The 25,970-nt window shown below is 69.5% G+C and carries 17 protein-coding genes; 11 read left to right on the top strand and 6 right to left on the bottom strand.

The window, feature by feature from the left end; all coding sequences use genetic code 11:
- The first annotated feature begins 218 nt into the window (after positions 1–218).
- From ISF28_RS24700 to ISF28_RS24735, 8 genes are all read left to right on the top strand, one after another.
- The gene (locus tag ISF28_RS24700) at positions 219–2,564 is read left to right on the top strand and encodes a DUF1631 family protein (protein WP_198119830.1); all 2,346 of its coding nucleotides are present in this window, start codon (positions 219–221) and stop codon (positions 2,562–2,564) included.
- 127 nt (positions 2,565–2,691) lie between these two features.
- A complete protein-coding gene (locus ISF28_RS24705; protein WP_198119831.1) occupies positions 2,692–3,360 on the top strand; it encodes a phosphatase PAP2 family protein in 669 nt (222 codons plus the stop codon).
- Between the two features lie 91 nt (positions 3,361–3,451).
- Positions 3,452–6,976 (top strand): chromosome segregation protein SMC, encoded by a 3,525-nt coding sequence (smc, locus tag ISF28_RS24710; protein ID WP_198119832.1) that lies wholly within the window; start codon positions 3,452–3,454, stop codon positions 6,974–6,976.
- Positions 6,973–8,151, top strand: a complete 1,179-nt coding sequence (locus ISF28_RS24715) for a cell division protein ZipA C-terminal FtsZ-binding domain-containing protein (protein ID WP_198119833.1) — start codon at positions 6,973–6,975, stop codon at positions 8,149–8,151. Before smc ends, ISF28_RS24715 begins: the two co-directional genes overlap by 4 nt.
- Before the next feature lie 7 nt (positions 8,152–8,158).
- Positions 8,159–10,534 (top strand): NAD-dependent DNA ligase LigA, encoded by a 2,376-nt coding sequence (ligA, locus tag ISF28_RS24720; protein WP_198119834.1) that lies wholly within the window; start codon positions 8,159–8,161, stop codon positions 10,532–10,534.
- Complete coding sequence (galU, locus tag ISF28_RS24725; RefSeq protein ID WP_198119835.1) at positions 10,531–11,421, top strand: UTP--glucose-1-phosphate uridylyltransferase GalU; 891 nt, start codon at positions 10,531–10,533, stop codon at positions 11,419–11,421. Before ligA ends, galU begins: the two co-directional genes overlap by 4 nt.
- Complete coding sequence (gene def, locus ISF28_RS24730; protein ID WP_198119836.1) at positions 11,418–11,954, top strand: peptide deformylase; 537 nt, start codon at positions 11,418–11,420, stop codon at positions 11,952–11,954. Before galU ends, def begins: the two co-directional genes overlap by 4 nt.
- Positions 11,951–12,439 (top strand): hypothetical protein, encoded by a 489-nt coding sequence (locus ISF28_RS24735; RefSeq protein ID WP_229519362.1) that lies wholly within the window; start codon positions 11,951–11,953, stop codon positions 12,437–12,439. The genes def and ISF28_RS24735 overlap by 4 nt, the downstream gene beginning before the upstream one ends.
- A gap of 53 nt (positions 12,440–12,492) precedes the next feature.
- Here ISF28_RS24735 and ISF28_RS24740 read toward each other — a convergent pair whose 3' ends face one another.
- Both ISF28_RS24740 and ISF28_RS24745 read right to left on the bottom strand, forming a co-directional pair.
- Positions 12,493–14,283, bottom strand: a complete 1,791-nt coding sequence (locus ISF28_RS24740; protein ID WP_198119837.1) for a DUF885 domain-containing protein — start codon at positions 14,281–14,283, stop codon at positions 12,493–12,495.
- A gap of 89 nt (positions 14,284–14,372) precedes the next feature.
- The gene (locus ISF28_RS24745) at positions 14,373–16,013 is read right to left on the bottom strand and encodes a M28 family peptidase (RefSeq protein WP_198119838.1); all 1,641 of its coding nucleotides are present in this window, start codon (positions 16,011–16,013) and stop codon (positions 14,373–14,375) included.
- 171 nt (positions 16,014–16,184) lie between these two features.
- On the opposite strand from ISF28_RS24745, the gene ISF28_RS24750 reads away from it, so the two are divergent.
- Genes ISF28_RS24750 through ISF28_RS24760 form a run of 3 tightly spaced genes read left to right on the top strand, consistent with a single transcriptional unit; the run spans position 16,185 to position 19,477 of the window.
- A complete protein-coding gene (locus ISF28_RS24750) occupies positions 16,185–16,616 on the top strand; it encodes a hypothetical protein (RefSeq protein WP_198119839.1) in 432 nt (143 codons plus the stop codon).
- Positions 16,613–18,073, top strand: coding sequence for an ATPase domain-containing protein (locus tag ISF28_RS24755; RefSeq protein ID WP_198119840.1), 1,461 nt, complete (start codon positions 16,613–16,615; stop codon positions 18,071–18,073). Before ISF28_RS24750 ends, ISF28_RS24755 begins: the two co-directional genes overlap by 4 nt.
- Positions 18,074–18,082: 9 nt before the next feature.
- Complete coding sequence (locus ISF28_RS24760) at positions 18,083–19,477, top strand: hybrid sensor histidine kinase/response regulator (RefSeq protein WP_198119841.1); 1,395 nt, start codon at positions 18,083–18,085, stop codon at positions 19,475–19,477.
- On the opposite strand, the gene ISF28_RS24765 is transcribed toward ISF28_RS24760, so the two are convergent.
- The 4 genes from ISF28_RS24765 to ISF28_RS24780 form a co-directional block, all read right to left on the bottom strand.
- Positions 19,467–20,663 carry a pyridoxal phosphate-dependent aminotransferase gene (locus ISF28_RS24765; protein ID WP_198119842.1) on the bottom strand — a complete coding sequence of 399 codons (1,197 nt, stop codon included), beginning with the start codon at positions 20,661–20,663 and terminating at the stop codon, positions 19,467–19,469. The two genes, ISF28_RS24760 and ISF28_RS24765, sit on opposite strands and share 11 nt — an antisense overlap.
- A gap of 183 nt (positions 20,664–20,846) precedes the next feature.
- Positions 20,847–23,714: an EAL domain-containing protein gene (locus ISF28_RS24770; RefSeq protein WP_198119843.1), complete on the bottom strand. Its 2,868-nt coding sequence runs from the start codon at positions 23,712–23,714 to the stop codon at positions 20,847–20,849.
- Positions 23,711–24,571 (bottom strand): phosphate/phosphite/phosphonate ABC transporter substrate-binding protein, encoded by an 861-nt coding sequence (locus ISF28_RS24775; protein WP_198119844.1) that lies wholly within the window; start codon positions 24,569–24,571, stop codon positions 23,711–23,713. Before ISF28_RS24775 ends, ISF28_RS24770 begins: the two co-directional genes overlap by 4 nt.
- Before the next feature lie 154 nt (positions 24,572–24,725).
- On the bottom strand, positions 24,726–25,883 hold the full coding sequence (locus ISF28_RS24780) for a hypothetical protein (protein WP_198119845.1): 1,158 nt from the start codon (positions 25,881–25,883) through the stop codon (positions 24,726–24,728).
- Between the last annotated feature and the right edge of the window lie 87 nt (positions 25,884–25,970).

The raw sequence follows: 25,970 nt of genomic DNA on the forward strand, positions 1-25,970 counted from the left end.
GATGGGAATCGCATATTCTTATTCGCCGGCAACCGAATTTTGCGGCGCAACATAGCGTTTTACGCCGTCAGGATCGCCCTTCAATAGCATAAGCATTTTTCCTGCCGCCGACCCGGCGGCGCCGCGTCAATACGGGAAATGGCGGCGGGTCATCGATTTCCATTGCCACTTGGAAATTATGTGCCACAATAGAGTGATACCCGTTTTCCACGACCACCATGTCCTCCAGCCACGTCCAGTCGCCGGCAATGCCCAAGGCCGCGTCGCCGCAGCAGGCGACGCTGGATGCGCTCGCCGGCATCGCGGCCGGCTACGTCAAGGAACACTTGAGCGCGATGACGGCCCGCATGGCCGCGGCGCTGGGCGACGTGGGCCAGCAGCAGGGCGACCCGAAGGACGTCTACCGGCGCGTCAAATCCGCCCGGCAGCTCAAGGACAACGCCTACGCTTTCTTCCACCTGGCGTCCGGCGCGATCGAGCTGGCGCTGCGGCGCGAACTCGACCGCTTGCTTCCGCAAGCCGCGGCCAAGCGCCCGCCCGCGGCCGCGCTGAGCCTCGTCCCGCTCGAAGAAATGGACAACCGGCTCGCACTGGGTGCACTGGCCCGGCCGTTCGACATCGCCCATGCCGACGCCCTCGCCACCTTGTCCGTGCGCCTCGGCATGCTGTGCGGACGCGGCGTGCTGCGCGCCGACAGCAACCCGTTCCGCCCCGAAGTCTTCCTCGGCGCCCTCGAAGAGACGTGGCGCGAGTTCGAGCCGGAAGCCGAGTCCCACGGCCTCATCCTGACCTTGCTGCGCCCGGACATCGTGTTCGACTTCGCGCCCCTGTTCGACGCGCTCGCCGCCGCCTTGCGCAAGGGCGGCCAGCCGGGTTCCGTCGACGCCTACCGCATCCAGAAGACGGACGACGCGGCCGCCGCGAAAGCGGCCCGTGCGGGCCAGCGCGCGGCCCTCGCCGACCAATTGCGCAAGTTGTTCGGCGACGACGGCGGCGACGATGGCGTGCCCCTGATCCCGGATCTGCCCGGCCTGCCGTCCGGCAACGGCGGCTGGCGGCCCAGTGGGGCGGCCGGGTTTGCCGGGGCGCCGGCGGCGTCCGGTCCGGCCGCCACGGCGCCCGGCGCCCAGCCGGCACCGGGATTCGCCGCGCCGGCCGGCACGCACGCACAGCCGGGCGCCGCACTCGATCCCGCCCAGGCCGGCTGGGCCGCCGCCGTGCGCGGCGCGCTGGCGCAGGCCCAGGGCGCGGCGCCGCTGCTGGACTTGCTGACGCGCATCGAGCCGACCCTGATGCAGGCGTCGCAGGCATCACAGGCGGCGCCGGAAGACGCGCCCGGCGGGCAGGCGCAGAACGTGTTCTACCTGCCGCGTCTCAAGCAGAGCTTGCCGCAGGGCAGCCTGCCGCGCGGCGACGAGCGCACGCTGGACTTGCTGTCGCGCGTGTTCGAAACCGTGCTGCTGGACGACAGCATCCCGCCGCGCACGCGCGAACTGCTGCAGTTGCTGCAAGTGCCCGTGCTCAAGGCGGCGCTGCTCGACAAGAATTTCTTCTACGAGGAAGCGCACCCGGCGCGCCGTCTCGTCGACCTGATGTCGCGCGTCGGCTGGGAGCAGCGCCAGAACGCCAACGACCCGCTGTTCCAGGCCATGCAGCGCAGCGTCGCGCGCGCGGGCGAGGCCAAGCCGGATGCGTTCGCCAGCGCCGTCGCCGAGCTGGAAGCCAGCATCGCGGCCGACGAGTCCGCGCAGGAAGCGGCGCTGGCCGCCCCCGTCGCCAGCGCCATCAAGCAGGAACAGCACGAGGTGGCCGCACGCCAGGCGCGCGACGCCGTGGCGCTGCGCGTGCGCGCCGGCGACGTCGTCGACGTCGTCAGCGGCTTCCTGGAGCAGCGCTGGACGACGGTGCTGACCTTCGCCCACACGATCGAGGATGCGCGCCCGGGCGCCGTCGGCAACGCCACCCGGGTCATGGACGACCTGATCTGGAGCGTCAAGCCCAAGGCCACGCAGGAGCAGCGCAAGGCCTTGATCGCGCGGCTGCCGCGGCTGCTCGCGACGCTGAACAAATGGCTGGACGCGATCAAGTGGCAGGATGCGGAACGCCTGCAATTCTTCGCGCGCCTGGCGGAATACCACGCGGCGATCGTGCGTGCGCCCATCGAGCTGTCGCCCGAGCGCCAGCTGGAGCTGGCCACGCTGGCGGCCCAGCAGGACGCGCTGCGCCGCGTCGAGCTGGAAAATGCGGCGGCCGAACAGGCGGCGGCGCGGGCGGCCGAGGTGTCCGCCGTCGACGGGCTGGAGCGGGGCATGTGGCTGGAATTCCGCTCGGGCGAGAGCGTGCGCAAGGTCAAGCTGGCGTGGGTGAGCCCGCTGCGCACGCTGTTCATTTTCTCCGGCGCCGGCCGGCGCGAGGCGTTCTCGCTGGCGGCCGACAAGCTGGCCGTGGCCCTGAACGACGGCGGCGCGCGGGTGCTGGCCATCGACGGCGTCGTGGGGCAGGTGCTGTCGGACGCGATGGCGCAGGGGGCCGTCAACGATTCCACGATGGCCGCCGCGATGTAGGGTGGGCGGCCCTCCGCCCACCATGCGTCGACGTGACGCATGCATTTGGTGGGCACCGGGTGTTGGTATCAAGCGGGTTCGCGGGGTATAGTCGAGCCGTCGCAACCCACCCACATTCCCTCGCATCATGCTCTGGTGGTCCCATCTCTCGGCGCTGGGCGGACTCAACGTCACGGCGCTGCTCGCCGTCGGCGTGACGGCCTGGCTCGCGGGCGGCCGCTGCTGGCGGCTCGCGCTCGTCTGGTGCCTCGTGTTCGGCGGCGCCATGCTCGTGGCGGCCGCGAGCCAGATGGCGTTCATCGGCTGGGGCGTCGGCATCCGCACGCTGTCGTTCACCGGCTTTTCCGGCCACGCGGCCCGCGCAGCCGCCGTGTTTCCGGTCGCCCTGTTCCTGCTGGTCGAGCGCCAGCCGCGGGGTGTGCGCATGGCGGCCGTCGCGGCGGGCAGCCTGCTGGCGGTCGCGGTCGCCCTGGCCCGCATCCAGATCGGCGCCCATTCCCCCAGCGAAGCCGTGTCCGGCTGCCTGCTCGGGCTGGGCGCGGCCGCGCTGTTCCTCGCGCGCGCCCGGGCCGCGCGGGACTGTTCGCCGCGGCCGTTGCTGCTGGGCTTGCTTGCCGCGACGATCCTGCTGCCGCGCGCCGATCCCGTGTATGCCCACCAGTGGCTGACGGCCGCCGCGCTGACGCTGTCCGGGCGCGACCGCGTGTACTTGCGCAACGACTGGCAGCCCGCGCAGGGGCCGTACGTACCGCCTTGCGAGCCGTCCCGTGTGCGCTTTGCCGTCCTGTGCACCTGATGCCGCGCACGCGGGCCAAATCTTGGCCGAAAAGCAAGGCACAGATGGTATGATGCAGCCTTTATCGTCTTCCCCTGGTCCGTAAGCGAACGTGCGTCTATCCTCCATCAAATTGTCGGGATTTAAGTCTTTCGTCGATCCCACCAATTTCCAGGTGCCGGGGCAACTGGTCGGCGTGGTCGGCCCGAACGGATGCGGCAAATCGAACATCATCGATGCCGTACGGTGGGTGCTGGGCGAATCGAAAGCGTCCGAGCTGCGCGGCGAGTCGATGCAGGACGTGATCTTCAACGGCTCCACCAACCGCAAGCCGGCCGGCCGGGCGTCCGTCGAACTAGTGTTCGACAACAGCGCCGGCAAGGCGGCCGGGCAGTGGAGCCAGTACGCCGAGATCGCCGTCAAGCGCACGCTCACCCGCGACGGCACGTCGACCTATTTCATCAACGGCCAGCCGGTGCGCCGGCGCGACATCCAGGACATCTTCCTCGGCACGGGCCTGGGGCCGCGCGCCTACGCCATCATCGGCCAGGGCATGATCTCGCGCATCATCGAATCGCGTCCGGAAGAGCTGCGCGTGTTCCTCGAGGAAGCGGCGGGCGTCTCCAAGTACAAGGAACGCCGCCGCGAGACGGAAAACCGGCTGTCGGACACGCGCGAAAACCTGCTGCGCGTCGAGGACATCCTGCGCGAATTGAACGCCAACCTGGAAAAGCTGGAAGCGCAGGCTGCCGTCGCCAACCGCTTCCACCAGCTGCAGGCGGACCAGGAAGAAAAGCAGAAGCTGCTGTGGCTCCTGCGCCGCAACGAGGCCAAGGCCGAGCAGGCGCGCTGGTTCCTCGAGATGGAGCAGGCGCAGACCGCGCTCGAGTCGCAGAACGCGCAGATGCGCAGCCTGGAGCTCGACCTGGAGCGCATGCGCCAGGCCCACTACGAAACGGGCGACCGCCTGCACGCGGCCCAGGGCGCGCTGTACCAGACCAATTCCGAGATCGGCAGCCTGGAGGCGCAGATCAAGTTCGTCGTCGAGTCGCGCACGCGGCTGCAGAACCAGATCGGTACCTTGACCGCCCAGCGCGAGCAATGGCTGAACCAGGCGAACGAGACGCAGGAACAGATCGAGGAAGCGGAATTCCAGCTGGAGGAACTGGCCGCGCGCGTGGAAGGCGCGCAGATCGCGGCGGAGGCGCACAACGAACGCCTGCCGGACCTGGAAGCGGCGTGGCGCGAGGCGCAGAACAAGTCGACCGAATCGCGCGCGCGCATCATGCAGATCCAGCAGCGCATCGAGCTGTCGTCCGCGCACCAGCGCAACGCGTCGAACATCCTCGCGAATCTCGCCACGCGGCGCGAGCGCCTGCAGCAGGAGCGCGGCGGACTCGACTTGCCGGACGCCGGTCACCTGGACAACCTGCGCCTGCAGCTCGAGGAAAAGCAGCTGGCGCTGGAAGAACAGAACCTGATGCTGGAAGAGGCGGCGAGCCGCCAGGAAGCCGTCGAGCACGAGCGGCGCGACGCGCATGCCCAGGTCCAGCAGGAGGCCGCGTCGAACGCCAAGCTGGAAGCGCGCTTGAGCGCGCTGCGCCAGCTGCAGGAACGCGTGCAGACGCAGGGCAAGGTCCAGCCCTGGCTGCAGAAGCACGAACTCGATACGCTGCCGCGCCTGTGGCAGAAGCTCGACATCGAGGCGGGCTGGGAGACGGCGCTGGAATCCGTGCTGCGCGAGCGCACCGGCGCGCTGGAGGTGTCGAACCTCGATTGGGCGCGCGGCTTCTTCGGCGATGCGCCGCCGGCCCGGCTCGCGCTGTACTCGCCGGCGCCGGGCAGCGCCGGCGCGCCGGATCATCACGGCCTGAAACCGTTCGCGAGCCTGCTCAAACTGAACGACCCGGGCCTGCGCGGCCTGCTGGACGACTGGCTGTTCGGCGTCTACGCGGCCGACGATCCGGGCACGGCGCTCGCCCAGCGTTCGAAACTGCCGCAGGGCGGCTGCTTCGTCACGCCGCAGGGGCACATCGTCGCCAGCAGCAGCGTGCGCTTCTACGCGGCCGACGCGGAGCAGGACGGCGTGCTCGCGCGCCAGCACGAGATCGACAATACGGCCAAGCAGCTGCGTGCGCAGGCGCTGCTGCTGGACGAGGCCCGCACCCGCGCCACGCGCGCGGACGGCGCGGTCGCCGACCTGCAGCGCCGCCTGCAGGATGGCCGGCAAAAGGTCGCGACCTTGCAGCGTGAAGTGCATGCGCTGCAGATCGACGTCGTCAAGCAGGCCGAAGTCGAGGCCCGTTTCAGCCAGCGCAGCGGCCAGATCGCGGCGGACCTCGACGAGATCGCCGCGCAGGAAGCGGAGCAGCGCCAGGCCAAGGCGGAAGCGGAAGCGCAGTTCGAGGAGCTGGACATGGAACTGGCGGAGCTGCAGGGCGCGCACGAGGATGGCCAGGTCGAGTTCCAGGAACAGGAGCGCGTGCTGGCCGAGGCGCGCCAGCGCCTGCGCGACCTCGAGCGCGCGGCGCAGGAAGCCGTGTTCGCGGAAAAGACGCAGCGCACGCGCATCGAGGAATTGCGCCGCACGATCGCGACCGCCCACCAGCAGGCGGCCCAGGTCCTGGAGAGCATCGCGGCCGGCAAGCTGGAACTGGAAGCGCTGGAATCCGGCGCCGCGGCCGAGGGCCTGCAAGCCTTGCTGGCCCGCCGCACCGAGCAGGAAAAGGCCCTGGCCGACGCCCGCCACGAACTGGACCAGCTCACCCAGCAACTGCGCGCGGCCGAGGAAGCGCGCATGCAGGCGGAGCGGGGCCTGCAGCCGCAGCGCGAGCGCATCACCGAGATGCAGCTGAAGGAACAGGCCGCGCGCCTGAACCAGGAACAGTTCGCGGAAGCGCTGTCCGCCACGGGCGCCGACGAGGCCGTGCTGGCGGACAAGCTGGACCCGGACATGAAACCGTCCTACCTGCAGGGCGAGGTGACGCGCCTGACGAACGCCATCGCGGCGCTGGGCGCCGTCAACCTGGCCGCCGTCGAGGAACTGGCGCAGGCGACGGAGAGAAAACGCTTCCTCGACGCGCAGAACAACGATCTGCAGGAGGCGATCGCCACGCTGGAAGGCGCGATCGCCCGCATCGACCGCGAATCGCGCGACCTGCTGCAGGACACGTTCGACCGCGTCAACGCCAACTTCTCGGAACTGTTCCCGATCCTGTTCGGCGGCGGCACGGCGAAGCTCGTGATGACGGGCGAGGAAATCCTCGACGCCGGCGTGCAGGTGATGGCGCAGCCGCCCGGCAAGAAGAACGCGACGATCCATTTGCTGTCCGGCGGCGAGAAGGCGCTGACGGCGACGGCGCTCGTGTTCTCGATGTTCCGCCTGAACCCGGCGCCGTTCTGCCTCCTCGACGAGGTCGACGCGCCGCTGGACGACGCGAACACCGAGCGCTTCTGCCGCATGGTCAAGCGCATGTCGGACCATACCCAATTCCTCTTCATCTCGCACAACAAGATTGCGATGGAGATGGCCAACCAACTGATCGGTGTGACGATGCAGGAGCAGGGCGTGTCGCGCATCGTGGCGGTGGACATGGAGTCCGCCGCGAATTTCGCTACTGAGGCACAAGCAGCATGACAGACTTACAAATGAGCCTGATCGCGGCCGGCGGCGTTTTCGTCGTCGGCGTCATCAGTTACAACAAGTGGCAGGAGTACAAGGCGCGCAAGAGCGTCGAGCGCGCGTTCGCGCACGATCACGACGACGTCCTGATGAAAGGCGGCGCGGCGCCCGAGCGCCCGTTCGCGCCGGACGCGGCGCGCCAGGAGCCCGTGCTGGACGATGCCCCCGACCACGACGTGCTGATCGAACCGACCATCCAGGCCGAACCGCTGCAGCATGCCGCGCCGGGCCCGGCGCCCGCCGCCGCGCCGGTGCCGGCGGCTGCGGCCGCGCTGGACCCGGCCGCCGAGCTGCCGGCCGTCAAGCCGGACACCCCGCCCGCGCAACTGGCGGAAAACCTCGTCGACCCGCTGATCGACTGCCTGATCCCGCTGAATACGGAAGGCCCGCTGCGCGGCGACCGCATCCTGCCCGCGCTGCTGAAGCTGCGCCGCGTCGGCAACAAGCCCGTGCACTTCGTGGGCCTGGCCGTGAACGGCGACTGGGAGCCGATCGTGCGCGGCGGCGTGTACACGAAGCTGCAGGCCGGCGTCCAGCTGGCCACGCGCACCACCGCGCTCAATGAAATCGAGTATTCGGAGATGGTCACGCGCCTGCGCGCCGTCGCCGACGAGATTGGCGCCGAGCCGGAAGTGCCGGACATGATCGAGGTGATGAGCGAGGCGAAGACGCTGCACCGCTTCGTCGCCGGCCACGACGCCCAGCTGGGCGTGAACCTCGCGTCGAAGGGCGCGCCGTGGGCGATGGCGACCCTCATCGGCGCGCTGGAAAACGCGGGCTTCGACGTGCGCCCGGACGGCAAGTTCGTCATGTCGGACAAGGAAGAGGGAAGCGGCACGCTGTTCACGCTGTCGACCAACGTCACCCTGGGCGCGGACACGACCTCGCGCCTGACCCTGCTGCTGGACGTGCCGTGCGTGGCGCCCGCGCGCGACGGCTTCGGCAAGATGGTCGCCTGTGCCAAGGATCTCGTGCAGCGCCTGATTGCTACCATCGTCGACGACTTCGACCAGCCGCTGACGGATGCGGCGCTGGAAGAGATCGCGGGCCAGGTGCGCGAGTTCTACCAGGAGATGGACGCGGCCGACATCGCGGCGGGTTCCACGCGCGCGCTGCGCCTGTTCAGCTGAGGCGGCGATGAGCGATTCGGACAATGCGCTCGAACGGATGGCGTGGCTGGTCAAGGAGCTGAATCACCACATCTACAACTACCACGTGCTGGACGCGCCGACGATCCCGGACGCCGAGTACGACAGGTTGTTCCGCGAACTGCAGGACCTCGAAACGAAACACCCGCAGGCCGTGTCGGTGGATTCGCCGACGTCGCGCGTGGGCGCGGCGCCGATCCCCGAATTCAAGCAGGTCACGCACGCCGTGCCGATGCTGTCGCTGAACAACGGCTTCGCCGACGAAGACATCGACAACTTCGACCGCCGCGTGCGCGAAGGCCTGGGCCACGCGCACGTGGCCTACGCGGCCGAGCTGAAATTCGACGGCCTGGCCATCAGCCTGCGTTACGAAAACGGCGTGTTCGTGCAGGCCGCCACGCGCGGCGACGGTTACACGGGCGAGGACGTCACGGCCAACATCCGCACGGTGCGCGTGATTCCGCTGCGCCTGATTGGGGACGAGGTGCCGGACGTGCTGGAAGTGCGCGGCGAAGTCCTGATGTTCAAGGACGATTTCGACCGCCTGAACCAGCGCCAGCGCGACGCCGGCCAGAAGGAATTCGCGAATCCGCGCAACGCCGCCGCGGGCAGCCTGCGCCAGCTGGACGCGCGCATCACGGCGCAGCGCCGGCTGCGCTTCTTCGCCTACGGCATCGGCCTGCTCGAAGGCGCGCCGCTGCCCGCATCGCATTCGGCCGCGCTGGACTGGCTGGACAAGCTGGGACTGCCCGTGTCGAAGGAACGCGCGGTGGTGACCGGGTGCGAAGGCATGCTGGGTTATTTCCGCGACATCGGCGCGCGCCGCAAGTCGCTGCCGTACGAGATCGACGGCGTCGTCTACAAGGTCGACCGCCTCGCGGACCAGCGCGAGCTGGGCTTCGTGTCGCGCGCGCCGCGTTTCGCGCTCGCCCATAAATTCCCGGCCGAGGAAGCGCTGACGACGGTGTCCGCCATCGACGTGCAGGTGGGCCGCACGGGCGCGATCACGCCGGTGGCGCGCCTCGTGCCGGTGTCGGTCGGCGGCGTCACCGTCACCAACGCCACCCTGCACAACGAGGACGAGGTGCGCCGCAAGGACGTGCGCGTGGGCGACACGGTCGTCGTGCGCCGCGCCGGCGACGTGATTCCCGAAGTGCTGTCGGTCGTGCTGGAACGCCGCCCGACGCCGGCGCCGCCCGTGTACGAACTGCCGAAGACCTGCCCCGTGTGCGGCTCGCACGTCGTGCGCGAGGAAGGCGAGGCGGTCGCGCGCTGCTCCGGCGGGCTGACGTGCGCCGCGCAGCGCAAGGAAGCGATCCGCCACTTCGCGGGCCGGCGCATGATGGACATCGAGGGCCTCGGCGACCGCTACATCGACAGCCTCGTCGAGTGCGACCTGATCCACGGCGTGGCGGACCTGTACCGCCTCACGCTGGACGACCTGCTCACGATGAAGCGCCTGGCCGACGAGCGCGACGGCACGACGCCGGAAACGGTCAAGCAGGGCAAGGTCGCGACGAAGTGGGCCGACAACCTGCTGGTCGCCATCGCCGCGAGCAAGCATCCGCCGCTGGAACGCCTGCTGTTCGCGCTGGGCATCCGCCACGTGGGCGAGTCGACGGCGAAGACGCTGGCCGACTGGCTCGGCACCCTGGCGCTGGTGCGCCGTGCGCCGGCCGCGCTGCTGCGCGTGCTGCCCGACATCGGCGGCACGGTGGCCGAAGCCATCGCCGACTTCTTCGCGGAAGAGAAGAACCAGCAGGCGCTCGACGCGCTGCTGGCGGCCGGCGTCGCGCCGCAGGGCGAGCATGCGCCGCGCTTTCAACTGCGCGAGAAACTCGACGACGTGGGGCTGCTGGCCGCGCTGGGCATCCCGAAACTGACGGAGCCGCGCGCACGCCAGCTGTTGGCCGACGGCCGCACGCTGGACGATCTCGCGCACCTGAAGATCTTTACCGTGTTCGGCCTGCCGGACACCGTCGCGGCCGCGCTGGAACAATGGATGGCCGAACCGGGCCACCGCGCGCAAGTGTCCGCACTGGCCGCGCTGCGGCGCGAACTGCTCGACCTGCTGCCGCAGGACGCCGCCGACGCCGCGGGACCGCTGACCGGCAAGACGTTCGTGCTGACGGGGACGTTGCCGACGATGTCGCGCGACGCGGCGGGCGCCCTGATCGAACAGGCGGGCGGCAAGGTGTCCGGTTCCGTCTCGAAGAAGACGTCGTACGTCGTCGCCGGCGCGGAGGCGGGCAGCAAGCTCGAAAAGGCCGAGGCGCTCGGCGTCACGGTGCTGGACGAGGCCGGACTGCTCGCGCTATTGAGCGGCGCACAGAATTCAACGCAATCAACAACGGAGTCAGAATGACCGCAATCAAGAAAGCCGTATTCCCGGTCGCGGGCCTCGGCAGCCGCTTCCTGCCGGCCACCAAGGCGCAGCCGAAGGAAATGCTGCCCATCGTCGACAAGCCGCTGATCCAGTACGCGGTCGAGGAGGCGGTCGCCGCCGGCATCACGGAACTCGTGTTCATCACGGGCCGCAACAAGCGCGCGATCGAAGACCATTTCGACAAGGCCTACGAGCTGGAGTCGGAACTGGAAGCGGCCGGAAAGAACGAGTTGCTGAAGCTGGTGCAGCAGGTGATCCCGAAGAACGTCAACTGCATCTACATCCGCCAGCCGGCCGCGCTGGGCCTGGGCCATGCCGTGCTGTGCGCCCGTCCCGTGATCGGCAACGAGCCGTTCGCCGTGCTGCTGGCCGACGACTTCATGGACACCGCGGACGGCCACAAGCCCGTGCTGGCGCAGATGACCGACCTGTATTCGTACGAGAAGTGCAGCGTGCTGGCCGTGCAGGACGTGCCGCGCGCGAACACGCGCCAGTACGGCATCGTCAGCGCGCGCGCCTACCGTCCGGACCTTGAGCTCGTCTCCGGCATCATCGAGAAACCGAAGCCCGAGGACGCCCCGTCCACGTTGGCCGTCGTGGGCCGGTACGTGCTGTCGGGCGCCATTTTCGAGCACCTGGAAAACCTGGGCACGGGCGCGGGCGGCGAGATCCAGCTGACCGACGGCATCGCCGCGCTGATGTCGCGCGAACGCGTGCTGGCCTACCGCTACGCCGGCACCCGCTACGACTGCGGCTCGAAACTGGGCTACCTGAAGGCCACGGCGGCCATCGGCATGAAGCACCCGGAAACGGCGGAAGGCTATCGCGAATTCCTCGCGCAGCTGTGCGCCGACCTCCCAAAATGACGATCCGCGACATCCTCAAAATGGGCGACCCGCGCCTGCTGCGCGTGGCCGAACCCGTGCGCGACTTCGACACGCCCGCGCTGCACGCGCTCGTTGCCGACATGTTCGAGACGATGCGCGCCGTCAGCGGCGCCGGCCTGGCCGCCCCGCAGATCGGCGTCAACCTGCAGCTCGTGATCTTCGGCTTCGGCAACAACCAGCGCTACCCGGACGCGCCCGCCGTGCCGGAAACGGTGCTGATCAATCCCGTCCTGACGCCCTTGTCGGACGAGATGGAAGAGGGCTTCGAGGGCTGCCTGTCCGTGCCGGGCCTGCGCGGCAGCGTGCCGCGCTACACCCGCCTGCGTTACGAGGGCGTCGACCAGTACGGCCAACCGATCCGCCGCGACGTCGACGGTTTCCATGCGCGCGTCGTGCAGCACGAGGTCGATCATCTGCTGGGCATCCTGTACCCGATGCGCATCCGCGATTTTTCCCGCTTCGGCTTCACCGACGTGATGTTCCCGAATCTCGATCCGAAGGCCGACGATTGAAGCCCGCTCATCTCATCGCCGCGTGCGCGCTGGCCCTCGCGGGCGCGTGCGCGCACGCCGACGACCTGTTCACGAAGATCGACGCCGCGCCGAAGAGCGAGTTGTGGCTCGACAGCGGCTTCGCCACCTGGCACTTCGACCGCGACAAGAACCTCAACGGCGGCAACCGCGGCATCGGGTTCGAATACCGTTTCTCGGGCACGATGGCGGCGGCGGCCGGGCGCTTCGTCAACAGCGACCGCTTCTACTCCAACTATGCGGGCGTGCTGTGGCAGCCCTATGCGCTGGGCCCCGTGCGCCTGGGCGCGGCCATCGCGGCATTCGACGGCTATCCGAAGATGCGCGACCGCGGCTGGTTCCCGGCCGTGGTGCCCACGTTCACGGTCGAGTACGAGCGCGTGGGGGTCAATGTGGGGGTGATCCCGTCGTACAAGGATCGGTTGTACGGCGGGATTTCGGTACAGTTGAAAGTCAAATTGTTTTGATCGTCACGCGTTGAATGGTGGGCGGAGGGCCGCCCACCCTACGGTTCGATGTGTCATTTTTCGGCGCGATACGGCGACTTGCCGCCGTCCGCGATGAACGTGTCGATCCGCGCCTTCAGGACCGGCAACGGTACGGACCCCAGCTGCAGCACCGTGTCGTGGAAGGCGCGGATGTCGAATTTCTCGCCGAGCGCCGCCTCGGCCTTGCGGCGTGACTCGACGATCGCCATCTCCCCCAGGTAGTACGACAGCGCCTGTCCGGGCCAGGAGATGTAGCGGTCGACCTCCGTCTCGATCTCGTGGTCGGACAGCGCCGTGTTGTCGTGCAAATAGGCCTGCGCCTGTTCCCGTGTCCAGCCCATTGCGTGGATGCCCGTGTCGACGACGAGGCGGGCGGCGCGCCAGGCCTGGTAGCTCAGCATGCCGAACGTCTCGTACGGCGTCTCGTAGATCCCCATCTCGCTGCCCAGGCGTTCGCAGTACAGCGCCCAGCCTTCGCCGTACGCCGAGATGTAGGCGCGGCGGAACGGCGGCACGTCGTGCTGTTCCAGCGCGACCGGCATCTGGAACGCGTGGCCCGGCGCCGATTCGTGCAGGGTCAGCGCGGGAAGGCTGTACAGCGCGCGCGCCGGCAGGTCGTAGGTGTTGACGAGATAGATGCCCGGACCGCCGCGCGCCGACGTGTAATAGGGCGCCTGGTCCGCCGGCACGGGCTGGATGGCGAAGCGGCGGCGCGGCAGGTAGCCGAAGTACTGGTCGGCCTTGCCGTCGAACTTCTTGGCGATCCACGCGGCCCGCATCAACAGTTCGTCCGGCGTCTTCGCATAGAACTGCGGGTCGGTGCGCAGGAAGTGGAGGAAGGCGGGCAGGTCGCCCTTGAAGCCGGCCTTCACCATCGTTTGCTGCATCTCGGCGCGGATCTTGGCCATTTCGGCGAGGCCGACCTGGTGGATCTGCTGCGCCGTCATGTCGGTCGTCGTGTACTCGACGATCTTCGACTGGTAATACGCCTTCCCGTCCGGCAGGCTCTCCGCCGCCAGGGTCGTGCGCGCTTTCGGGACGTACTCGTCGCGGAAGAACCGCAGCGCCTGCGCGTACGCCGGCTGCACGGCGCGCTCGATCAGCGCGACGCCCTGCGCGCGCAGGCGCGCCTGCTCGTCCTCGGGAATCGTCGCCGGCATCGTCTTGAACGGCGTGTACCACACCGTGTCTTCGGCATGTTTCGCGCCGGCGATGTTCACCAGCGGCGCGTCGCGGCCCGCCAGCGTGACTTGCGGCGGCGTGAAGCCGCGCGCGAGGCCGGCCCGCATATTGTCCAGTTCTTCGCCGAAGTAGCGGGGCAGGTCGCCGAGTTGCGCCAGGTAGGCGCGGTATTCGTCCGCGTTCTTCAGGGGCTTGCGCGCGACGTACATGATGTCGGACCAGAACGCGCTGTCAGCGTTGACGGGCTGCTCGTAGTCGCGGAAGCGCTGCGCTTCGACCAGGGCGGCGATCTGCGCGCGGTACACGGCATAGTCGATGCGTTCCGGCGGCGACAGGTCGGCCGCGCGGATGCCGTCCAGCCGGCGCAGCACGCCTTCCCACATCGCACGGCGCGCGGCCTGCGTGCGCGCGTCGACCTTCGGCAGCGCGTCCTGCACGCCGCGCGGTTCGTCCTCGTCCCACGCGAGCCGCTGCTTGATGCGCCATTGCCACTCGGCCCGGTAGATGGCCTGGAACCGCTTGTCGGCCTGGTTCGCCGCCCTGGCGGCGGCGGGCGCGGAAGCGGCGCAGGCCGGGGGCGCGAACGGGATCGACAGGGCGAGGGCGAGGGCAAGGGCGGCGGCAAGCGTGGTCTGCTTCATGGGGGGCCTGTGGTCGAGGTGTCGGAGCGAGGCAGGGTGTGGCCTCGCCCACGATATTACCCGGCCGACCCGGCCGCCGCCAGTCTTGCTCAGCGCTTGACCTTGCCGTACGCCTCGCCCGCGCGCCAGGTCGGCAACGCGGGCGCGTTCGCGACCGCATAGCCCAGGTTCAAGGTGAACTGCGCCTGCTGCACCATGCCGGACAGGTCCCAGGCCGGATCGTACTGGTCGCTGACCTGGTGGTAGTCGCGGGTGAAGGCGCGCATCTTCGCGGCTTGCGCCGCCTGGTCGTGCTCGAACTCGAACTCGCCGTCGCCCGAGAACACGGCCGACCCCACGTTGAACGCGGGGACGCCGGCCTTCGCGAAGCTGAAGTGGTCGGCGCGGAAGTAGGCGCCGCCCAGGTCCGGCACGGGCGCCGCGAGATGCAGGCCCATCGCCCGCGCGACCTGTTGCGACGTCGCGTACAGCGAGCTGCGCTCGGCGCCGGCCACCCCGATGTCGCGCGTGCGGCCGACGAAGTTCATGCTGTCCAGGTTCAGGTCCGCGGCCGTTTTCGCCAGCGGCCACAGGGGATGGTTCACGTAGGCGAGGCTGCCCAGCAGGCCTTGCTCTTCCGCGCACGGCCACAGGAAGATCTGTGTGCGCCTGGCCGGATGCTTGACGGCCGCCTGCGCCATCGCGAGCAGGGCGGCGGTGCCGGAGCCGTTGTCGACGGCGCCGTTCCAGATGTGGTCAGGCTTGCCGTTGTCCGGGGCGATGCCCAGGTGGTCCCAGTGTGCGGAATAGATCACGGCCTCGTCGCGCAGCTTCGGGTCGGTGCCGGGCACGATGCCCGCCACATTGTATTCGGCGATGGTGCGCACGAGGCTCTGCACGTCGGCGGTGACGGCGGCATCGAGCGGCACCGGCCTGAAGCCGCGCACCTCGGCCGCGGCGCGCAGCTTGTCGAGATCGTGCCCGCTGGCCGCGAACAAGGTGCGCGCCATGTCTTCGCTGATCCAGCCCTGCAGCGCGTTGCCTTTGCCGGCCAGGTGGAACTGCTCGTGCGAGAAGGAGTTCATCGGCACGCTCCACGGATACGAGGCCGATGCCGTCGTGTGGATCAGCAGGATGCCGGCCGCGCCCTGGCGCACGGCTTCCTCGAACTTGTATATCCAGCGGCCGTACCACGTGAGCGACTTGCCGCCGAAGCGGTCTGGCTCCGCGCTCGTGGGCTGCGGATCGTTCACCATCGCAACGAGCACCTTGCCCTTCACGTCGGTCCCCAGGAAATCGTTCCAGCGTTCGTCCGGCGCGTCGATGCCGTAGCCGACGAAGACGAGCGGCGCCGCGACGTGCGTGACGGCCGCGCCGTTGGCGTTGGCGTACACGACGTCCTGGCCGAACGTCGCGGGCAGCGTCCTGCCGCCGGCCGTGAAGGCCAGGCGGCTTTCGGGCAGGGTCTTCTCGCCGACCAGTTCGACCTTCTGGCGGTAGCCGCCGCCGGCCAGCGGCCGCAGGCCGAGCACGGCGGCCTGCGTCTCGAGGTAGCGCACGGTGAGTTCGCCGCCGCGCTGGCCCGTGCCGCGGCCTTCGAGCAGGTCGTCGGCGAGGAAGGACAGGTGGGCGCGCAGCGGCGCCTCGGCCACGGGCGGCGCGGATTGGGCGAGGGCGGCCGCGCTCGCGGCGCCCAGCAGGAACGCGGCGGCACAGCGCGCGCGGCAGGTACGGAACAGGGAAACGGACATCGCGGCGGCTCATGAGTGGTTCAAGGCCGCGATGGTACTCCCTAACGCCGCGTGTTGTCCGTATTGACACAATTTTAAAGAAATTTAACCTTCCATCACGTTATAATCACCGGACGGACGTGCCAGCCGAGGCCACGCCGCATGGCACGACAACCCCGACACAACCCCTGCATGGATAAAGACGATTACAGAGCGCCGCCGGATGCCGGCACGACGTCCGCCAGGAAGGCCGACATCGCGCATCCCGGCCATGTCGAGGCGCTCATCCGGCCCTGGTCGCGCCTGGGCCGGCAGCTGGTGCCGCTGATCGGCGAGGGCGGCTTCGTCGCGCTGTTCGGCCGTTCGGCACGCCTGCTGTCGCCGCCGCGGACGTGGCTCAGCGTCGACGCCACGCGCAGGACGAGCGCCCAGTTGCTGGCCGCGCTCGAGCAGGAGCTGGCGGGGGCCGACCCGCACGAGGCCGCCGCGGCACACGAAGAATTGATGGGCATTTTCGTGCGGCAGCTGGGGACCCTCATCGGCCCGGCCTTGACGACACGGCTGCTGGCCGACACCGGGGCGGACGGCACGCCGCAGAAGAATCGAGAGGAGCACAAGCAATGAGCGGAAAAGTAACCCTGGAGAAATTGTGCACAGGCGTGCCAGGGCTCGACGTGCTTCTCGGCGGCGGCCTGACCGAGTTTTCGTTCACGCTCATCGCCGGCGCGCCCGGCAGCGGCAAGACGACGCTCGCCCACCAGATCATGTTCGCGCTCGCGAGCCCGCAGCGGCGCGCCCTGTTCTTCACCGTGCTGGGCGAGCCGCCGCTGAAAATGCTGCGCTACCAGCAGCAGTTCTCGTTCTTCGACATGGAGAAGGTGGGGACGTCGGTCCGCTACGTCAACCTGGCCGACGACCTGCGCGCGGGCGATTTCGGCGGCGTGCTGGAACGCATCATGCGCGAAGTCGAGGACTTCGGGCCCAGCCTCGTGTTCGTCGACTCGTTCCGCTCCGTCGTGCAGACGGCGCGCAGCGGCAACGAAGGCCTGTGGGACCTGCAGCACTTCATCCAGGAACTCGGTTCGCGCATGGCCACGTGGCAGGCCACCACGTTCCTGATCGGCGAATACACGCAGGCCGACGTCGAAGCCAACCCGATCATCACGGTCGCCGACGGCATGATCGCGCTGTCGCACGATCTCGACCAGGATTCGGTGGTGCGCAAGATCCGCATCATCAAGATGCGCGGGCAGGCTCACCTGGCCGGCGCGCACCTGCTGCGCATCACGGACGACGGCATCCGCGTCTACCCGCGCCTGCTGACGCCCCTGCCGGAAGCCTACCGGACCGTCGCCTGCGAGGTGCGCCGCGTCCCGTCCGGCGTGGCCGGCCTGGATACGCTGCTGCACGGCGGCCTGCCGCAGGGCCACACGATGCTCGTGTCGGGCCCCACCGGCGTCGGCAAGACCATCCTCGGCACGCGCTTCCTGCAGGCCGGCGCCGCCCAGGGCGAGAAGGGCGTCGCCCTGTTCTTCGAAAAGCACACGGCGCGCCTGCACAACACTGAACTCGTCAAGCTCGTGCAGAGCGGCCAGGTGACCGTGCTGGAATCGCTGTCGCTGTCGCTCACGGTCGAGGAATTGCTCGACCAGTTGACGGACGCGATCGAGCGCACGGGCGCGACGCGCGTCGTGATCGACTCGCTGTCCGAGATCGGCCTGTACCTGGCGCCGGAGTTCCGCTACGACTTGCGGCTGTCCGTGTTCCGCACCTTGCAGATGCTGGCGCGGCGCGGCGTGACGGCCCTCGTCACGGTCGGCTACGAGGACAACCAGCCGAACTGGCGCTTCTCCATCGACAACCTGTGCTTCCTGGCCGACGCCGTGCTGACGATGCGCTTCGCGGAGGTGGAAGGACACGTCTGCAAGTTCATGACCGTCATCAAGGTGCGGGGCGCGAGCCACAGCAACGAGCTGCGCGAATACCGCATCACCGATGCGGGCATCGAGGTCGCGCCGCACGTGACGACCCTCGACGACCTGATGTCCGGCTACCCCACGCGGCGCGAGCCGCACAAATAAAGGACGACGATGGGAACGTACCGCCAAGAGCCGCCCGCCTCCGAACAGCGTTCCCTCGAAGTATTCGTGCCCGACGGGACGGACGAATCGCCGTCCGGCGCCTTCCTCCTGCGCCGCGTCCATGCGCTGGAGGCCGAGCTGGCGGCGGCGCAGCTGCTGGCGCGGCGCCAGGCCGAGGAACGGCTGGCGCTGGAAGCGGCGCTGGCCCAGCTGCGCGAAGCGAACGAACATCTCGTCCTCGCCACCTTCAACGCGGAATACCAGCGCGAGGATGCCGAGGCGGCCAATCGCCGCCAGAACGAATTCCTCGCGATGCTGGCGCACGAGCTGCGCAATCCCCTGTCGCCGCTGGCGATGGCTGCGTCGCTGCTGGAACGCGACGCCGACGCGGCGCCGCAGCAGCTCAAGCTGGCGCGCGTGATCGGGCGCCAGGTCGACCACATGGCGCGCCTGCTCGACGACCTGCTCGACGCGGCCCGCATCAGCAGCGGCAAGATCAAGCTGGATGTCGAAGCGCTGGCCCTGGCCGACGTGTTGCGCCACGCCGTCGAGACCGTGCAGCCGCGCATCGCGGAGCGCGGCCAGTCGCTCGACGTCGAGCTGCCGCCCGCGGGCGTGGCCGTGGACGGGGACAAGGTGCGCCTCGCCCAGGTGTTCACGAATTTGCTCGGCAACGCCTCCAAGTACACGGGCGACGGCGGACGCCTGCGGCTGGCCGCGCAGGCCGGACCCGACGCCGTCGTGGTCACGATCGCCGACAACGGCACGGGCATCGCGCCCGACGTGCTGCCGTACATCTTCGACCTGTTCACGCAGGGCCCGCGCTCGCTGGCGCGCTCGGAGGGCGGCCTCGGCGTGGGCTTGAGCGTCGTGCGCAACCTCGTCGGCATGCACCGGGGGACGGTGGAAGCGCACAGCGACGGCCCCGGCCGCGGCAGCCGCTTCACGGTGCGCCTGCCGCGCGCGACCGGGCTGCCGGCCGGGCCCGTCCAGTCGCCGCAAGCGCAGATCGTGCCGCGACGCCGCATCCTGCTCGTGGAAGACAACGCGGACGCCTGCGCCACCCTGGCCGACATCCTGGCGGCGGAAGGCCATGACGTGGAGTGCGCGCGCGACGGCCGCGAAGGACTGGCGCTGGCGCTCGGCACGCGCTGGGACGTGATCGTGTGCGACATCGGCCTGCCGGAACTCGACGGCTTCGCGCTGATGCAGGCGCTGCGCGCGCAGCAGGAAGGCGCGCGGCCGTATGCCATCGCGCTGACGGGCTACGGCCAGCCGGACGACGCCGCGCGCGGGCTCGCGGCCGGCTTCGACCGCTATCTCGTCAAACCGGTGGGCGCGGCCGCGCTGCTGGCCGTCGTCGCCACCGCGCCGCCGGCCGCCGCCGGCGTCGTCAGCGCCTGAGCAGGCGCGCCAGGCGGTCGACCGCCTGTTCGATCCGCTCGTATTTCGTCGCGTAGGAAAAGCGCACATGCCGCTGCGGCGCGGCGACGCCGAAATCGTCGCCCGGCACGATCGCGACGTGGGCGTCGCGCAGCACGGCCATGGCGAACGTGCTGCTGTCGTGGGCGTCGCGGTGGGCGACCTGCGCGATGTCGGCGTACACGTAGAACGCGCCGTCCGGCAGCACGGGCACCGCGAAGCCGAGGTCGCGCAGCGCGGGCACGAGGAAGTCGCGGCGGCGCCGGAATTCGTGGCGGCGCTCTTCGAAGACGCCGATCGCGTCCTCGTGGAACGCGGCCAGCGCCGCGTGCTGGGCGATGGCGGGCGCGCAGATGAACAGGTTCTGCGCCAGCTTTTCGACGGCCGGCACGAGCGACTCCGGCAGCACGAGCCAGCCCAGGCGCCAGCCCGTCATGCTGAAATACTTGGAGAAGCTGTTGACGGTGATGACGTCGGCGCCGAAGGACAGGGCGCTCGTCGCGCGCTCGTCCTCGGTCGCGCCGTAGTACAGGCCCTGGTAGATCTCGTCGACGATGGCAAAGCCGCCGCGCGCGCGCACGGCCGCGACGAGACCCTCGGTCTGGTCCGGCGTCATCGAGGTGCCGGTCGGGTTGGACGGCGAGGCGACGATCACGCCGCGCGTGCGCGCCGTCCAGCGCTCGGCCACCTGGGCCGCCGTCAGCTGGTAGCGCTCGTCGGGACCGGACGGCACGAGGACGGCCCGGCCGCCGAACGCGCTGACGAAGTGGCGGTTGCACGGGTAGCTGGGGTCGGGCATCAGGACCTCGTCGCCCTCGGCCACGAGCGCCGCGCAGGCCAGCAGCAGGCCGGCCGACGCGCCGGCCGTCACGACGATGCGCTGCGGGGCGATGGCAAGGCCGTAGGCGCGGGCATAGTGGGCCGAGATGGCTTCGCGCAGCGCCGGGAGGCCCAGCGATTCCGTGTACTGCGTGGCGCCGCGCTGGATGGCGTCGACGGCGGCGCGGGCGACGATGTCGGGCGCGGTGAAGTCGGGCTCGCCGACGCTCATGCTGATGACGTCCAGGCCCGCGCGCGTCATGCTCGCCGCGGCCTTGACCATTTCCATCACGCGGAAGGGTTCGATGGCGTCGACACGGCGCGCCACCTGGATTGGATTCTCTGGCATCCCGCTATCTTAGAGCGTATTCCAGTAGGCGTAAACGGGTAGGGTGGGGTGATTGATGCCGGGGGCATCAATCACGTGCCTACCATGCGTTCGCGGACCGGCTTGCGTTTGGTGGGCACAGGGGTGCCCACCCTACTGGGATAGGGGCTTAGCCGAAGCGGGGCAAGCTTGCCCGGCGCGCGTTCACGCCGCGGCGGCGGTACGGGCCAGCAGCGCGGCACAGCCGGAGGCCGGCAGCGGACGGCTGACGTAATACCCCTGGATCTCGTCGCAGTCGTATTGTTCCAGTTCGCGCAACTGCGCCACGTTCTCCACGCCTTCCGCCACGACCTTGAGGCTCAGGCTGTGCGCGAGGCGGATCACGGCCTTGGTGATGGTCGCGTCGTCCGGATCGTCCGGCAAGTCGCGCACGAACGTGCGGTCGATCTTGAGCGCGTCCAGCGGGAAGCGCTTCAGGTAGGCCAGGCTCGAATAGCCCGTGCCGAAATCGTCCACCGACAGGCGCATGCCGAGGGCCTTGATGCGCGTGAGGATCTCGACGGCCGCTTCCGGGTTCGTCATCAGCATCGACTCGGTGAGTTCGAATTCCAGCAGCGCGGGGTCGACGCCGGCGGCGCCGACGATGCGTTCGACGGCGCCGGCCAGGTCGGCCTGCTGCAGCTGGCGCGCGGACAGGTTGATCGCCACCGGCGGCACCGCCATGCCCTGCGCCTGCCACGCCTGGATCTGGCGGCACGCCTCGCCGATCGCCCATTCGCCGACGGGCAGGATCAGGCCCGTGTCTTCCAGGATCGCAATGAATTCGAGCGGCGGCACGAGGCCGCGCTGCGGATGGTTCCAGCGCAGCAGCGCTTCGAAGCCGCTGATCTCGCCCGTGGCCAGGTCGAGCTTGGGCTGGTAGTGCAGCAGGAATTCGCCGCGCTCCAGCGCCTGGCGCAGCTGGGCCTCGGTCTGCAGGCGCTGGGTCGCGTTCTCGTGCATCTCGGCGAGGTAGAACTGGTAGTTGTTGCGGCCGCCGTTCTTGGCGCCGTACATGGCCGTGTCGGCGTTCTTGAGCAGGCTTTCCGCGTCGCGGCCGTTTTCGGGGTACGTGGCGATGCCCACGCTGGCCGACACGAACAGGGGCTGGCCCGCGAGGTAGAACGGCTGCGCCAGCACCTCGACGACGCGCGCGGCGATGGCGGCCACGTCGCCGTCGTTCGCCAGCGCGGGCAGCACGAACGCGAATTCGTCGCCGCCCAGCCGCGCCACCACGTCGGCGGCGCGGGCGCAGGCCGACAGGCGCTTGGCGGCCTGCACGAGCAGCTGGTCGCCGACGCCGTGGCCCAGCATGTCGTTGACGTTCTTGAAGCGGTCCAGGTCGATGAACATGACGGCCACGCGGCCGCGCTTGCCCTCCGTGTCGCGCGCGGCCTGGGCGATGGCTTCCTCGAGGCAGGCGGCGAAGCGGCGCCGGTTCGGCAAATTCGTCAGCGGGTCGTACTGGGCCAGCCAGGTCAGGCGGTTGCGCGCCTCGTGGCGTTCGACGGCCGTGGCCACGATGTTCGCGACGCCGTGCAGGAAGTTGGCGTCGTCGCTGCCGAAGCGGCGCGCGTCGTCGGCATATACGCCGAGCACGCCGAACGTGCGCTCGCCGCACACGATCGCGGTGTCGATGCCCGTCGCGAGATTGTGCGCGGCGGCCAGCGGCGCGAACCACGCGCGCCGCGCGGCCGGTTCGCCCGCGGCGAGCGGCGCGCCCGGCACGCCGCCCAGCTGCAGGCCGGCGGCCGGTCCCAGCCAGCCGGCGCCGGCCCGCACCACCATGCCGTTCGCCGTCGCCTCGAACAGCGCGGCGCAGGGCGCCCGCAAGGCGCGCGCGGCGGCGTCGGCCGCGTCCAGGAACAGCTCTTCGAGGCCGTTCGCGGCCAGCGCCTTGCGCCCGAGTTCCGCGATCAGGGTCTGGCGCTGGGCGTTCTCGACGATCGTGCGCTCGAATTCCTTGCGCTCCGTGATGTCGATGTCGATGCAGATGTAGCGCTCGATCTTGTTCGCCGCGTCGAACATCGGCACGATGGTGCGATACCAGTGGCGCCGGCCATGGCGGCCGGAGATGACGACCTCGCCGTTCCAGACGCGGTCCGACGGGCGCCACGGCAGGCGCGCGCCGGCTGGCCGGCCGACGTCGGCCAGGGCCTGGCCCACGACTTCGGGCCGGGTGAAGCCGCTGCTCGTCACGAACAGGTCGTTGACGCCGTTGATGATGCCGGCGGCGTCGGCTTCGCACACGATCGCGGCCTGGTCCATCGCGCTCTTGTGCTGCATGAGGGAGTTCATCAGCGATTCGATGCGCTGGCCGAACTGGTCGCGCAGGCTGGCGGCGCCGCGGTTGACGGCGCGGATCGCTTCCTGGATCTCCGTCGGCGCGTCGGCCAGCAGCGCCGCTTCGTCCGTCACGCGGCCCGCCGCCGCGTCGTGCTCGAACGAGCGCAGCCGCCCCAGGTTGTCGAGCCAGCTGCGCACGAGCGTGCGCATGAGCGCCAGGCTGGCGACGAACACGACGAGCGCCACGCCGGCCGAGTCCAGCACGAGGCTCCACAACTGGGCCGCCAGCTTGCCTTCGTCGAACTTCAGGCGCACGACGCCGTAGTCCTTGCCGCCCACGGTGGCGATGCGGTTGACGTCGTACAGCTTGTCGGCGATGAGGGCCGTCAGCCATGCGGGCGCGAGGGCGCGCGTCACGCGCGGCGCGTCGACGCGGATGGTGCCGCCGGCCATGTCGATGAACTCGGCGCGCTTGAACGGCGACTGGAACAGCATCTTGCCGAGCGTGCGCTTGACCGTGTCGTAGTCGCCGATGACGACGCTGTCCTCGATCGTCTGCGTGGCCACCTCGACGAGCGTGAGCGCGGTGTCCTGCGTCTCCTCGATGTGCTGCAGGAACTGGTAGCGGTAGAACAGGCCCAGGCCGGTGCCCATCGACAGCAGCAAGGTGAGGCCGAACACGGTGAACACGCGCCCGGCGAGCGAGCGCGGCAGCAGGCGCGCGCGGCGTGGCTGGCGCGGCGTCATCGGACGGTTGCCGGCGCGTTCGCGTAGAACGTGCGGTAGGCGGCGAAGTCGGCCTCGGTGGCGGGGATGAACGCGAGCGGCGCCGGCACGTGCACGAGCTGCGCCGCGTCGGCGAGGATGCGGCGGCCTTCCGGATCCTTGTCCATGCCGAAGAAAGCCTGGGCGACGGCGCGCACCTGCGCGGGCGGCACCCGCGGCGACGCCATCAGCGCCTGGTCGTTGAACGGCGTGGAACTCCACAGCACGCGGAACGACTTGCCTTCGCGGCCGTGGTAGCTCGCCACGAGCGCGGAACTGGCGCCCGCGGCCTTGACCGCGCCGGCGAACAGCTGGGTGAAGGCGGCATCCGTGTTGCCGGTGAAGACGACGTTGACGGGGATGTTCCGCTGGTACAACTGCGTGTACGCGATCTTGTAGCCGAGCGGCGCTTCCGGGCCGGGAAAGGCGACGGCGGCGCCGGCCAGGTCCTCGATGCGCCGGATGGGCGAGTCGGCCGGCACGACGATTTGCGACTGCACGGGCGCCGCCGCGCGGCGGCCGAACACGGTCCAGCCCATCCTCGCGCGCTCGGGACTGAACAAGTGGTTCGTGAACGCGAAGTCGACTTCGCGCATGAGCACATAGCTCGTCGTGTCGGCCGACGTGCGCCCCAGTTTGAGGTTCAGCCGCACGCCGCTTTTTTCCGACACGTAGCGGATGATCGGATTCCAGAAGCCGGCCGAGACCTGCAGGTTGTACAGGTTCACCGGCGAGAAGTTGTAGGCCGGGGCGTCGGCGCGGGCGGCGCCGGCGGCGAGCAGGCCGGCCAGGACGAAGACGACGACCGGGACGGGACGGACGATGGCGGGACGGAGCATGGGTCGTGAGACGGGATGCCGGCAAGTTGGTCGAAATGTATGATGACTATAACATATTACTGATTTGCAACAATACGGATAATTTTACCAATGCACCAACGCAACAGTCGCCATCGCGAGGCCAGGCATCCGTGGAGGCCGGGCCGGCGGCCGATCAGGCGGCCGTCCGGCCTGCGGCCCGGACACGCCGCAGCGCGCCGACCAGGCCCATGCCGAGGGCGAGCGTGGCCCACTGTTCCGGTTCCGGCACGGCCGAGATCAGGTCGAGGCGGACGGCGCGGCAGTCGCCCGTGACCCCGCCGTAGCACGCGGTGGCGGCGATCTGCCGGGCGTCGTTGATGCCGTTCGCGCTCGTGATCACCCAGCCGGACTTGGGATCGACCAGCGTGTTCAGGTCGACGAGGCTTGAACCCGTCCACAGGAAGCCGTGGTAGCCGTAGTGGCTCGGGTCGATGTTCACGGCGGACGTGCCGACGATCTGGTCGAGGTTGTTGATGTCGAAGGCGATGCTGTCGTCGACGGCCATCGGGTCGAGGACGCCGAGGTCGGTGACCGTGCCGTGGTCGTACAGGAAGGCGTGCGAGGCGTGGATCATCGTCGGGCTCGGGAGGCCGCCGACGGCCAGGCCGTAGTCGTTCAGGCCGTAGATCGCGCTGTCGCCCAGGTCCGACACGCCGATCGCGTGCGCGGCGCCGCCGCTGAACGTGACGGCGTGGTACGGATATTCGGGGACGGTGAACGGTCCTTCGAAGGACGAGCCGCCGATCTTGCCCTTGTCGTTGATGGCGTAGGCGTTGCTGCCAAGGCCGCCGGGCAGGGTGCCGAGCGCCGTCATGGTGCCGCCCGCGTAGCGGAAGGCTTGCCCGAACCCTTCCGTTGCCGGGTCGCCGTTGCGGGAATCGCCCACGATCACGCCGTGGTTGTTGATGTCGAAGGCTTCGCTGCGGTCGCCGCCCAGCGTGCCGAGATCGCTCATCTTGCCGCCGTCGTAGAGGAAGGCGTGGAACTGGCCCGCGCCGTTGACCGAGCCGCCGACGATCTGGCCGAGGTCGTTGATGCCGTTCGCGTTGCTGTCCATGCCGCCCAAGGTGCCGAGGTCGGTGTACGTGCCGCCGGCATTGAGGAAGCCGTGCGTGACGCCGCCGCTGCTGATGCTGCCGACGACGTCGCCCCAGCGGTTGATGTCGCTGGCGGCGCTGCCGGTGCCGCCCAGCAAGGTGATCGAGTACAACGGGTCCGCCAGGGCCGCCGCGCCGGGCAGGGCCATGGCCGCGGACAGGATCAGTCGGGAAATGTGCGATGACGGGCGCATGCTAGCCTCCTGGATGGATTGTCGGATTCCGAGCCCAGCTTAGGCGAGAGGAGGCGACCGGCCCTGAGGCGGATCAGCAGTATGCGA

Origin of the sequence: Massilia rhizosphaerae (genome assembly GCF_016093545.1) — a bacterium.
GTDB classification, from domain to species: domain Bacteria; phylum Pseudomonadota; class Gammaproteobacteria; order Burkholderiales; family Burkholderiaceae_D; genus Telluria; species Telluria rhizosphaerae.